This is a genomic window from Nonomuraea aridisoli (genome assembly GCF_003236395.1).
Classification (GTDB): Bacteria; Actinomycetota; Actinomycetes; order Streptosporangiales; family Streptosporangiaceae; genus Nonomuraea; species Nonomuraea aridisoli.
Genome location: NZ_POUD01000285.1, coordinates 1 through 11,702, shown reverse-complemented (window position 1 = coordinate 11,702; position 11,702 = coordinate 1). Strand labels below are relative to the sequence as shown.

The window sequence follows — 11,702 nt, the reverse complement described above, 5'->3', positions numbered from 1 at the left end:
GGATAGGGGAACGGCTGCGTGTGCGGCGGAGGCGGAGGCGGAGCGGTGCCGAGCTGCTGGGCGAAGCGGGCCTCCTCCCGGCGGCGGCGCTCGGCCAGGACGGCGCTCAGGTACGCGTGCGGCGGCACCCCGGCCGGGGCGGCGGGCGAGACGTACCCCGCCACCTGGTTCGCGATGCGCACCCCCATCTCGTGCTGGACCATCGGCGACAGGTCGTGCCAGCGCGACAGGTACTGCCGGGCGGCCCGCGCCACCTCGGCGGGCAACTGGGAGAGCTCCAGCGTGGCCGCCCACCCCGCGAGCAGCGGCGGCATCACGACGGGCGTGGACGAGTCGCGCGGCGCCCGGTCGGAGATCACGATGGTGCCGGCGAAGACGTCGCCGACCCGCTTGCCGCGCTGCGAGACCAGCGACGCGATCAGCGCCGGCGCCCCGAACAGCACCCAGAACTCCACCACCCCGGCGACCCCGCGGAACAACGCCTGCCGGAACCGCTCGGGGCTGCCGTCGTCGGCGACCACGCGCAGGCCGAGCGCCAGCTTGCCGAGGCTGCGGCCCCTGCTCAGGGACTCGAAGACGACTGGGTAGCCGAGCATCACCAGCACGACCAGGATCACCATGACCGTGCCGAACATGGCCGCGTCCGTGACCGGCGCGAACGCGCCCAGCAGGGCGTACGCACCCACCATCACGCCGAACTGGACGACAAGGTCGATGATGATCGCCAGCGCGCGCGAGGGCATCTGCGCCACCCGCACCTCGACGACCACCGCGTCGCCCGTCACAACCTCTGACATATGTGGAGCCTAACGGCTAACCGTGGGTCTTCGAGCGGCCAGAATGTTCAGGTGGACATCGATGCATTCGTCACGGCACACCGCCCTGTGTGGGACCGCCTCGACCATCTCGTCAAGCACCGCTCGTCACTGACGGGCACCGAGGTGGACGAGCTGGTGGAGCTCTACCAGCGGGTGTCCACGCATCTGTCCATCGTGCGCTCGTCCTCTTCCGACCCCATGCTGGTCGGACGGCTGTCGGCGCTGGTGGCCCGGGCCCGCTCGGCGGTGACGGGCGCGCACGCGCCGGCCTGGCGCGAGCTGGTGCGCTTCTTCACGGTGTCGTTCCCCGTGGTCGCCTACCGGGCGCGCTGGTGGTGGCTGGCCAGCTCGCTGGCGTTCGTGGCGGTCAGCTGGGTGATCGGGGCGTGGGTGGCGGCCAACCCCGACGTGCAGGCGTCGATCGCCAGCCCCGAGCAGATCACCCAGCTCGTCGAAGAGGACTTCGCCGACTACTACTCCGAGCACCCGGCCGCCTCCTTCGCCGGGCGCGTGTGGACCAACAACGCCTGGCTGGCGGTCCAGACGATCGGCTACGCGGTGGTGCTGGGCGTGCCCATCCCGTACGTGCTCTACGTCAACGCCGAGAACGTCGCCGTCTCCGCCGGGCTCATGGCCTCCCGCGACAAGCTCGACATCTTCTTCGGCCTGATCCTGCCGCACGGGCTGCTGGAGCTGACCGCCGTGTTCCTGGCGGCGGCCGTCGGCATGCGGCTCGGCTGGACGGTCATCGACCCGGGCCCGCGCAGGCGGGTCGAGGTGCTGGCCGAGCAGGGCCGGGCCGTGATGAGCGTGGCGCTGGGGCTGGTCGTCGTGCTGTTCCTGTCGGGGCTGATCGAGGCGTTCGTGACGCCCTCCGGGCTGCCGACGTGGGCGCGCGTCGGCATCGGGGTGCTCGCCGAGGTCGCCTTCCTCGCGTACGTGATCGTCTTCGGCCGCCGCGCGGTGGCCAGGAACGAGACCGGCGACCTCGAACGCGCCCCCGACGTCGCCCCCAGCGCCTGATACGGCACCCGCCTCAGAGCCGGCCGGCGGCCTTCAGCGCGAGGTAGGCGTCCGCGAGCGCGGGCGCGATGTCGTCCGGCGGCGCGTCCACGACCTCCACACCGTGCCGCCGCAGCCTGGCGGTGATGCGCCTGCGCCCGAGCTGGGCCTGCTCGGCCGCCGCCGCGTCGTACACCTCCTCGGCCGTGCCCCGGCGGCCCGCCATGGCGGCCACGCGCGGGTCGGACACCCCGGCCACCAGCACCAGGTGCCGCGAGGAGAGCTGCGGCAGGACCGGCATGAGCCCCTCGTCGAGGGCCGCCGCGTTGAGGTCGGTCAGCAGCACGACCAGGCAGCGCCGCTTGGCCCGCGACAGGACGGCGGCCACCATCGCCTGCGCGTCGGCTTCGACCAGCTCCGCCTCGATCGGCGCCATCGCGCTGACCAGCGACGACAGCAGCTCGGTGCGGGAGGCGCCGCTCACCCAGGCGCGTACGGCCCGGTCGTGGGCGAGGAAGTCGACCCGGTCGCCGGCCCGGGCGGCCAGCGCGGCCAGCAGCAGCGCGGCGTCCATCGACCAGTCGAGCCGCGGCCAGCCCGGCGTGGGCAGCGCGTCCGGCCCGGTCGGCAGGCCGCCGCCCGTGGGGGCGGCTCCGGCCATGGGGATCGGCGCCTCACCCACCCGGCCCGCGGACGTGCGGCCGGTGTCGAGCACGATCAGCACCCGGCGGTCTCGCTCGGGCCGCCACGTGCGCACCACCACGTCGTTGCGGCGCGCGGTGGCCCGCCAGTCGATGGAGCGCACGTCGTCGCCGACCACGTACTCGCGCAGGGAGTCGAACTCGGTGCCCTGGCCGCGCACCAGAGCGGGGTGGCGGCCGTCCAGCTCGCGCAGCCGCGCCAGGCGGGAGGGCAGGTGCTTGCGCGACAGGAACGGCGGCAGCACGCGCACCGTCCACGGCGCCTGGTGGCTGCCCTGGCGGGCGGCCAGCCCCAGCGGCCCGACCGAGCGCACGGTGACCGCCGCGGACGAGCGGTCGCCGCGCCGCGTGGGGGCGAGCGTCACGACGATCCTGCGGCGCTCCCCGGCGGGCACGTCGATCTCGGCCGTCCGCGGGGTCGCGCCCGCCGAGGGCGGCCAGGCGTCGCGCAGCAGGCCGCGGACGCGCCTGCCGCCCGGGTTCTCCACCACCAGCTCCACCGTGGCCCGCTGGCCGAGGCGTACCAGGGTTTCGCCGGAGCGGTGGAAGCGCAGCGGGCGCACCGCGCCGGCGAACGCCAGGTCCACGAGGACCCCGGCGGCCAGCAGCAGGCAGACCCCGGCCAGCGCGGCCCCGGGCCGCGGCGCGAACAGCACCACCGCGATCCCGAGCGCCGCGAGCAGCCCCGCACGTCCCGTCAAAGCCATCAGCGCGGGACCGGGACCGAGGCCAGGATGCCGTCGAGCAGGCCGTCGGCGGTCGCGCCCTCCAGCTCGGCCTCCGGCCGCAGCTGGATCCGGTGCCGCAGCGCGGGCCTGGCCACCGCCTTCACGTCGTCAGGCGTGACGTACGGCCGCCCGGACAACCACGCCCACGCCCGCGAGGCCGCGAGCAGCGCCGTGGCCCCGCGCGGCGAGACGCCGAGCTGCAGCGACGGGGAGTTCCTGGTGGCGCGGGCCACGTCGACGATGTAGCCGAGCACCTCGGGCGCGACGTGCACCATGGCCGCCGCCTCCCGGGCCGCCGCCAGGTCACGCGCCGACGCCACGGCCTTGACCTGCGACAGGTCGCGCGGGTCGAAGCCGCGGGCGTGCCGGTCGAGCACCGCGATCTCGTGCTCGCGCGGCGGCAGCGGCACGGTCAGCTTGAGCAGGAACCGGTCGAGCTGGGCCTCGGGCAGCTGGTAGGTGCCCTCGTACTCGACGGGGTTCTGTGTCGCGCACACCACGAACGGGTCGGGCAGCGGCCGGGCCGAGCCCTCCACGCTGACCTGCCGCTCCTCCATCGCCTCCAGCAGCGCCGCCTGCGTCTTCGGCGGGGTGCGGTTGATCTCGTCGGCCAGCAGCAGGTTCGTGAACACGGGTCCCTCGCGGAACTCGAACTCCGCCGTCTTCGCGTCGTAGATCAGCGACCCGGTCACGTCGCCCGGCATCAGGTCGGGGGTGAACTGCACGCGCTTGAAGTCGAGCGACAGCGCCGCCGAGAGCGTGCGCACCATCAGCGTCTTGGCCACGCCGGGCACGCCCTCCAGCAGCACGTGCCCCTTGCACAGCAGCGCGATGACCAGCCCCGTCACCACGGCGTCCTGGCCGACCACGGCCTTGGACACCTCGGCGCGCAGCGCGGCCAGGGCCTCCCTCGCCGAGTCGGCCGGGACCGTCGCGTGGTACGTCTCCTCAGGGTTCAATGACCTGCCTTTCGATCGCGTCCAAGTGTCCGGCCAGCGCGACGAGCCCCGGGTCGTCAGCCGGCGGCGGCCCGTAGAGCAGGGCGCCGAGCTGCTGGGGGTCCTGGCCCGTACGGGCCGCGAGCGCGGCGACGACCTCGTGCCGCCCGGCGCCCGAGGCGAGCCCGAGCCGGGGGACGAGCCGGTCGACCGTGCCCTCGCGCAGCGCGTCGGCCGCGCGTTCCCTGGCGCGCCTGGCCCGGTAGAGGCGGCCGCGCCCCTCGACCGTCTCGGCCGCCCTGACGATGACGGGCAGCCGCTCCGCCACCACGGGCCCGAGCCGCCTGCCCCGCCAGAACGCGGTGACGGCCAGGGCGATGATCGCCATGTAGACGGCCCACCGGATGCTGCCGGGCATCAGGTCGTGCATCGACCGGCCCTCCTCGCCAGGCAGGTCGACGGCCGGGGGCTCGTCGGGGCGCACCAGCCAGGTGACGGGCTTGCCGGTGCCGATGAGGTTGAGCGCCAGGGCCGCGTTGCCGTCTTCGGCCAGCCGCTGGTTGGTCATGAAGCCGCCGTCGGCGACGACCGTGGTGACGCCGCCGCCGTAGGGGAACCTGACCAGCAGGTGACCGTCGCCGGCCGGGTAACAGGCGGTCGCGCCCCCGGGCCCGTTCATGACCGGCCCGCCGAGGTACGCGCTCCCGGCGGCCGTCGCGGCCGGCAGCCCGCACTCGGGCTCGCGGGAGCGCGCACGCGCGTAGTCGGGCTCCATGCGGATGCCAGGGGCGAGGACCGGCAGCCCCACCAGGTCGCCGACGATCACGCGGTCGCCGGGGATCCTGGTCAGGGCGAACTCGTCGTGGTAGGCGGTGTCGGTGATCAGCAGCACGCGGTCGCCGGTGGCGGCCTTGGCGGCGGCGGCCGGCACCGAGTCGACCCGATCGACCGTGACGCCGCGGTCGCGCAGCAGCTCGGCCAGCGCCTTGGAGCCCGAGAGCGAGGCGTCGCCGGGATCGAGCGGGCGCGCCGGCCCCCGGTCGGGGCTGATCAGCAGCCCGATGACCGCGGCGAGCACGACCAGGACGCCCACCAGCGCGATGCCGCGCCCGGAGCGCCAGACCGAGCGCACGGTGGGGGAGGTCGCGGACGACTCCACGGCCTGCGGCGCAGGCGTCTGCACGCTCACCGCGCACCTCCGCCGTACCCCGCCGCCTCCACGGCCGCCAGGGCCGGCCTGGCCTGCTGGAGACGGGTGTCGAGCGAGGTCATCGCGTCGTACGCCTCCCGGCTGCCCGCCACCCCGCCGTAGGTCACGTCGTCGAACGACCGCGCCCCGGCCGACAACTCCGCCGCGAACGCCGGCAGCGACACCGCCGCCTCCGCCGCGAGCTCGGTGGCCGTGCGCCCCGGCATGCCGCTGACCAGCGCGCGTTCCTCCATGTCGCGGGCGATGGCGCGGAAGCGTTCGCGCACCGCCTCCGCCCAGCGGCCCTCCGCGGCGAGGCCCTCGGCGGCCCGCCGGTGCTCGGCCGCGGTCATCGCCTGCTCGCCGAACACCCCGCCGGTCACGAGCGCCTTCGTGCGGCTGGTCCTGCGCAGCTGCCAGCCGACCAGGATGATCACGCTGAGCAGGATGAGAACGATCACCGCGGCGGCGATGACGCCGCCGGCCGTGCCGCCGCCGGTGGCCGCGTCGATCAGGTCGCCCATGAACTGCATGACTCGCCGGTAGATCAGGTCGACCAGCGACTCCTTCTCGTACTGCGGGTCGAGGAGCTCGGTCGCGGCCCGCTGGGCGGCCTCGTCCCTGCCGATGGGGCTCACGGCCTGGCGGAGTTGGACGGGTGCCACAGGTCGTCGGCCGAGGAGTGCACCCAGCCCTGGCGCTGCTGTTCGATGGCGGCCGTCTGGAGCACGAGGTCGAACGCCTCGGCGCGCATGCGCCGGTCGGCGTAGAGCAGGCCGGCGACGCCCGCCTCGAACGGGTAGGTGAGCATCGAGCCGATCGTGTACCCGATGGTGAGCAGCAGCGTCGAGACGACGGCGGTGGCGGCCGTGCCCGCGCCCATCGCGCTGAACATCGTGCCGGCGAGCGAGAACGGGAAGGCGAGGACGGTCGAGACGATGCCCACGAGGATCCAGGTGAGCAGCAGGATGCCGAGCACCCGCCAGAAGTCGCCGGTCACCAGCTGCCACGAGCGTCGCATGGCGTCGATCGGCCCTCTGCCCTCCAGCACCACGGCGGCCGGGGCGAAGGCGAAGCGCGTCTTGAAGAACAGGTAGTAGGCGAAGTAGGCGATGACGAACAGCAGCGTCGCGCCGATCACCAGGCCGATCTCCCCGGTCGCGCCGAGCGCCACGATGAGCAGCACGAAGACGACCAACGGCACGACCATGATGACGGCCATCAGCGCCACCACGCCGAACAGCGCCCCGATCCGGCCCTTGGCCAGGTGCCAGGCCTCGCCCGTCGTCACCGTGCCGCCGAAGACGGCCCGGCCGAGGATGCGGGTCAGCACGCCGGTCAGCAGTGTGACGACGACGAACTGCACGGCGAGCGAGATCAGGCTGCTGCCGTACTGGACGGCGAGGCTGCCGTACAGGTCGCCGGTGGTCACGTTAGCCGGGTCGGAGGCGATGAGCTGCGCGGAGTCGAACACGAACGCCTGCCCCAGCGCGATCGGCACGGAGACCACCAGCGCGGCCGCGGCCGACAGGCCCAGCACCGACTTGGGGTTGGAGCGGATCAGCTTGATCGTGCCGTCGAGGACGTCGCCGAGGCGCAGCGGGCGCAGGGGGATGATGCCGGGCCGCAACGCCGGCGGGGGCGGCATGTAGCCGTGTCCGGGCCCCTGGCCCGGATAGGGGGGATAAGGTGTTCCTGGCCCGGGGCCGGTGGGCGCCTGCTGATAGGGCGGCTGCCCGTACGGCTGCCCATACGGCTGGCCGTAGGGCACCTGCTGCTGCGAGCCGGGCGCGGTCCACGGGGAGGCCGGCGGGGCGCTGTAGGGCGGGGGCTGTTCGGCCGACCAGCCTGATGGCGTCTCGGGCATGGGACCGTGACCGTCTGACATATCCCAATCCTGGCATGCTGGACGCGAGCTTGGTGTCACGGAGGAGATTCGTCGCCCGATCTCGCCCGCATTCTCCGGCGAATCCGGGCGCCGTTCACCTCCAGGGATGGCCGGAAGCCGCTCTGTTGCCGCAGACTGGGAGACAGGCCGCGGGGGTGGGCGTCTCGTTCGCCTCTCGTCAGGTTCATGTGTCGCACATGGGCCTACCAAGGGTAACCTTCAGTGATCGTGCGGGTATGTCCCACAATGCGTAGAAACGAATGAGGGGCCATGAAAGGTCGCGTGCTGGTCGTTGACGACGACGCCGCTCTCGCCGAGATGCTCGGGATCGTGCTGCGGGGAGAGGGCTTCGAGCCGTCATTTGTCTCCGACGGCGACAAGGCCCTCGACGCGTTCCGGGATACACGCCCGGACCTGGTCCTGCTCGACCTGATGCTGCCGGGAGCCGACGGCATCGACGTCGCCCGCAGGATCAGGGCTGAGTCGGGGGTTCCCATCGTCATGCTCACCGCCAAGAGCGACACGATCGACGTGGTGCTGGGGCTGGAGTCGGGCGCCGACGACTACATCGTCAAGCCGTTCAAGCCGAAGGAGCTCGTGGCGCGGGTGCGGGCGCGGCTGCGCCGTACCGACGAGCCGACCCCCGAGATCCTCCAGATCGGCGACATCACCATCGACGTGGCCGGCCACTCGGTCAAGCGCGGCGACGAGACGATCAACCTGACGCCGCTGGAGTTCGACCTGCTGGTGGCGCTGGCCCGCAAGCCGCGCCAGGTCTTCACCCGCGAGGTCCTGCTCGAGCAGGTGTGGGGCTACCGCCACGCCGCCGACACGCGGCTGGTCAACGTGCACGTGCAGCGGCTCCGGGCCAAGATCGAGAAGGACCCCGAGCACCCTGAGATCGTCGTCACGGTCCGCGGCGTGGGCTACAAAGCCGGCCCCGCCTGAGCCTCCGCGGCCCAGCCATGCCCCCGACGAACAAGCCGCGCTCCCGACGGACGTTCCGCCAGATTCTCGGCGGCGTCCGCCGGCGGGTGCGTCGTGCGGCGGGCAAGGCGCGCAGCACCTGGCGGCGCTCGCTCCAGCTCCAGGTGGTCACCAGCACGATGGTGATCTCGGTCATCGTCGTGGTGGTGCTCGGCACGTTCCTGTTCGGGCAGATCAGCAAGTCGGTCGTCGACAGCACCCAGGAGTCCTCGGCCAGTGAGGCGTTCGCCGACCGGCTGCAGATCGCCGACGCGCTCGCCCCCGAGGCCGACGACCAGGCCAAGACCACCGACAGCGGCAAGCAGGGCGCGGCCAACCCGCTCGACGAGGTGATGGACACCATCACGGGCTCCGGCGAGGGCGGCACCGAGAAGCGCTACGACGTGCTGGTGCTCAACCGGCGGCTCGCCGCCGCCTCGCGCGGGTCGGGGACGGTCGTGCCCGGCGACGTGCCGGCCACCCTCCAGCTGAGCCTGCAGCGCAACATCCGTGAGCAGCAGTACGACGAGCCCATGGCGATCACCGGGAAGATCCGGTTCGCCGCCGAGGGCCAACCGCGGCTCACGTACGTCATCGGCGGCGTCGTCCACGTGCCGACCAGCGGCGAGAACTACGAGGTCTACCACTTCTTCCCGCTCGACGAGGAAGAGCAGCTGCTGGTCAACGTCCGGCTCGCCCTCGTCGTGGTGAGCCTCGGGCTCGTGCTGCTGCTGGCCGCCATCGCCTACCTCGTCACCCGCCAGGTCGTCAGTCCCGTACGCCTGGCCCGCCAGGCCGCCGAGCGGCTGGCCGCGGGCAAGCTCGACGAACGGCTCAAGGTGCGCGGCGAGGACGACCTGGCGCGGCTGGCCAACTCGTTCAACGAGATGGCCGCCAACCTCGCGCTCAAGATCCACCAGCTGGAGGAGTTGTCGCAGGTCCAGCGGCAGTTCGTCTCCGACGTCTCGCACGAGCTGCGCACCCCGCTGACCACCGTCCGCATGGCCGCCGACCTGCTGTACGACGCCCGCGAGGACTTCGACCCGATGGCCGCCCGCTCGGCCGAGCTCATGCAGGCGCAGTTGGAGCGGTTCGAGTCGATGCTGGCCGACCTGCTGGAGATCAGCCGCTACGACGCCGGCGCCGCCACGCTCGACCTCGAACCCGTCGACGTGCGCGACGTGGTGCTGCGCGCCATCGCCGACTCCGAGGCGCTGGCCGAGCGCCACTCCACCCGCTTCGAGCTGCGGCTGCCCAACGAGCCCTGCATGGCCGAGATCGACAACCGGCGGGTCGAGCGCATCCTGCGCAACCTGCTGTTCAACGCCATCGAGCACGGCGAGGGCCGCGACGTCGTGGTCACCGTGGGCGCCGACCGCGACGCCGTGGCGGTCGCCGTACGCGACCACGGCATCGGCCTCAAGGCCGGCGAGGACACCCTGGTCTTCGACCGCTTCTGGCGGGCCGACCCGTCGCGGGCGCGCACCATCGGCGGCACCGGGCTCGGCCTCGCGATCTCCCGCGAGGACGCCACCCTCCACGGCGGCTGGCTGCAGGCGTGGGGCCAGCCCGGCGAGGGCTCCCAGTTCCGGCTGACGCTGCCGCGCGCGGCGGGGGCCGACCTGAAGGGCTCGCCGCTGCCGCTGGTGCCGCCCGAGATCGAGATGCGGCGCACCTGGCGTACGTCGATGACGCCGGTCCTGTTGCCGGCGGTGGGCGACGGGGGCGGCCATGACGAGGACTAGACGGCTCGCCGCGGTGACGGCGATCATGGCCGCCGTGACGTGCGCGGGCTCCGGCTGCACCGTCATACCGCTGAGCGGCCCCATTGCGGTGAACGACGTCGGCGCGGGCGACCCGCTGGGCAGACCGTTCCAGCGCATGATCGCCATCGGGCCGCAGCGCGAGTGGGGCCCCGAGGAGACGATCAAGGGCCTGCAGGCCGCCATGGCGACCTACCCCGACGACCCTTCCGTCCTGCAGCAGTACCTGACGCCCGCGGCCAAGGCCAAGTGGAACGCCTCCGGGCCGGTGACGGTGATCGACGACGCGTACGAGATCATCGCGGCCCCGCCGGGCGACGGCACCGAGACCGTGCAGACCGTCACGCTCAAGGGCCGCCTGGTGGCCTCCATCAAGGAGGACGACTCGTACGTGCCCACGGGCGGAGCCTGGGAGCCCGCGTTCGAGCTGGTCAAGGCCCAGGGCGGCGGCTACCGCGTCAACGCGCTGCCCCCCCGGGCTGCTGCTCACCGCCTCCGACGTCGACCGGGCCTACCGGCCGACGAACCTCTACTACCTCAACCGCAGCACGCAGGACCGGCTGGTCGTCGACCGCGTACGCCTGCGGATGAAGACCACCGAGCGCTTCGCGCAGACCGTGCTCGAACGCCTGCTGCAGCCGCCGACCGCCGCCCTGCAGGGCGCGGTGGCCACCAGCTTCCCGGCGGGCACCGCGATCGAGTCGGTCCGGTCGGGAGAGGAACGCGTGGTCATCGACCTCGCCAGCCCGATCGACCCGCTCGACCTGAGCGTCGAGGACGCCCTCAGGGCGCAGATCCGCTACACCCTGAACAACAACGACGTGGCCAAGGGCCGCATCATCGAGATCCAGGTGAACGGCGAGCCGTACGCCGTCGACCGGCCCAACTCCGACGAGCACTGGCTCGACGACAGCGGCGACTACGCCTACTTCGTCAGCCGGGGCGCCGTCCGCTACCTCGGCAAGGACGGCCCCGACGGGGTCGTGCCGGGGGCGGCCGGCGAGCCGCGCGAGGGGTACTCCGACTTCGCGATGTCCCTGGCCAAGGACGGCCCGCCGCTGGTCGCGGCGCTGACCACGACCGGCGTCTCGGTGGCCCCGCTGACGCAGGAGGGCGGCTGGCAGGAGGTCATCCACGGCGAGTCCCTGACGCCGCCGACCTGGCATCGCGACGGGTCCCTGTGGACGTACGACCGCGACAACGCCGTCCTGCTGCGTTACGACCCGGCCCGCGGGCAGGCGCCGGAACGCGTGTCGGCGCCCGCGCTGGAGAAGCTCGACGTGACCCGGCTGCGGATCGCCAGGGACGGCGTCCGGGTGGCGGTGACGACCGGGAAGAACACCGTCCAGATCGGCGCACTCACCGGCGAGGGCGGCGGCACGATGCTGGGCAACCTGCAGCTGCTGACCACCACCGAGACGGGCTCCGAGATCACCGGCGTGGCGTGGGGCGACGACGAGCACCTGCTCGTGCTCGTGCAGACGAAGGCGGGCCAGATCCTCAACGAGATCAACGTCGGCGACGGGGAGACGACGGGGGTGCCGCTGAAGGACCGCCTCGACTCGGTGGCGGCCCTGGACGACCGCATCCTCGCCCAGGCCGAAACCGAAAAGGGCGCCAAACTCGTCGAGCTCAACCAGGACCGCCAGACCTGGACCGCCAAGGTCGAGACCGACGCGGGCGCCCCCCTCTTCCCCCTCGGCTGACCC

At 73.0% G+C, this 11,702-nt stretch carries 10 protein-coding genes and 1 pseudogene; 5 read left to right on the top strand and 6 right to left on the bottom strand.

Going from position 1 to position 11,702, the window contains the following annotated elements:
* The coding region (locus tag C1J01_RS40230; protein WP_181449233.1) for an RDD family protein at window positions 1–797 on the bottom strand (797 nt) is incomplete at its 3' end.
* A 51-nt stretch (window positions 798–848) separates the two neighbouring features.
* On the opposite strand from C1J01_RS40230, the gene C1J01_RS40225 reads away from it, so the two are divergent.
* A complete protein-coding gene (locus tag C1J01_RS40225) occupies window positions 849–1,841 on the top strand; it encodes a stage II sporulation protein M (RefSeq protein ID WP_111184306.1) in 993 nt (330 codons plus the stop codon).
* Between the two features lie 13 nt (window positions 1,842–1,854).
* On the opposite strand, the gene C1J01_RS40220 is transcribed toward C1J01_RS40225, so the two are convergent.
* Genes C1J01_RS40220 through C1J01_RS40200 form a run of 5 tightly spaced genes read right to left on the bottom strand, consistent with a single transcriptional unit; the run spans window position 1,855 to window position 7,264 of the window.
* Complete coding sequence (locus C1J01_RS40220; protein ID WP_111184305.1) at window positions 1,855–3,228, bottom strand: DUF58 domain-containing protein; 1,374 nt, start codon at window positions 3,226–3,228, stop codon at window positions 1,855–1,857.
* Entirely contained in the window at window positions 3,228–4,208 is a 981-nt protein-coding gene (locus C1J01_RS40215; RefSeq protein WP_111184304.1) for an AAA family ATPase, read from the bottom strand. Before C1J01_RS40215 ends, C1J01_RS40220 begins: the two co-directional genes overlap by 1 nt.
* Window positions 4,198–5,376, bottom strand: a complete 1,179-nt coding sequence (locus C1J01_RS40210) for a DUF4350 domain-containing protein (protein WP_235854983.1) — start codon at window positions 5,374–5,376, stop codon at window positions 4,198–4,200. Before C1J01_RS40210 ends, C1J01_RS40215 begins: the two co-directional genes overlap by 11 nt.
* Window positions 5,373–6,014, bottom strand: a complete 642-nt coding sequence (locus tag C1J01_RS40205) for a DUF4129 domain-containing protein (protein WP_111184302.1) — start codon at window positions 6,012–6,014, stop codon at window positions 5,373–5,375. The genes C1J01_RS40210 and C1J01_RS40205 overlap by 4 nt, the downstream gene beginning before the upstream one ends.
* On the bottom strand, window positions 6,011–7,264 hold the full coding sequence (locus C1J01_RS40200) for a DUF7847 domain-containing protein (RefSeq protein ID WP_235854982.1): 1,254 nt from the start codon (window positions 7,262–7,264) through the stop codon (window positions 6,011–6,013). Before C1J01_RS40200 ends, C1J01_RS40205 begins: the two co-directional genes overlap by 4 nt.
* Window positions 7,265–7,534: 270 nt before the next feature.
* On the opposite strand from C1J01_RS40200, the gene mtrA reads away from it, so the two are divergent.
* The 4 genes and pseudogenes from mtrA (at window position 7,535) to C1J01_RS40180 (ending at window position 11,699) form a co-directional block, all read left to right on the top strand.
* Window positions 7,535–8,212: an MtrAB system response regulator MtrA gene (gene mtrA / locus C1J01_RS40195; protein WP_090763607.1), complete on the top strand. Its 678-nt coding sequence runs from the start codon at window positions 7,535–7,537 to the stop codon at window positions 8,210–8,212.
* 17 nt (window positions 8,213–8,229) lie between these two features.
* Window positions 8,230–9,975: an MtrAB system histidine kinase MtrB gene (gene mtrB, locus C1J01_RS40190; RefSeq protein ID WP_111184300.1), complete on the top strand. Its 1,746-nt coding sequence runs from the start codon at window positions 8,230–8,232 to the stop codon at window positions 9,973–9,975.
* Window positions 9,962–10,411, top strand: a pseudogene (locus C1J01_RS54300) (LpqB family beta-propeller domain-containing protein); the annotation flags it as partial. The gene mtrB and the pseudogene C1J01_RS54300, both read left to right, overlap by 14 nt.
* A 61-nt stretch (window positions 10,412–10,472) precedes the next feature.
* Entirely contained in the window at window positions 10,473–11,699 is a 1,227-nt protein-coding gene (locus tag C1J01_RS40180) for an LpqB family beta-propeller domain-containing protein (RefSeq protein WP_328589728.1), read from the top strand.
* Window positions 11,700–11,702: the final 3 nt, after the last annotated feature.

Coding starts and splice junctions, on each gene's coding strand:
- C1J01_RS40220 (WP_111184305.1), bottom strand. CDS start 3,228: ATGGCTTTGACGGGACGTGCGGGGCTGCTCGCGGCGCTCGGGATCGCG.
- mtrB (WP_111184300.1), top strand. CDS start 8,230: ATGCCCCCGACGAACAAGCCGCGCTCCCGACGGACGTTCCGCCAGATT.
- C1J01_RS40200 (WP_235854982.1), bottom strand. CDS start 7,264: ATGTCAGACGGTCACGGTCCCATGCCCGAGACGCCATCAGGCTGGTCG.
- mtrA (WP_090763607.1), top strand. CDS start 7,535: ATGAAAGGTCGCGTGCTGGTCGTTGACGACGACGCCGCTCTCGCCGAG.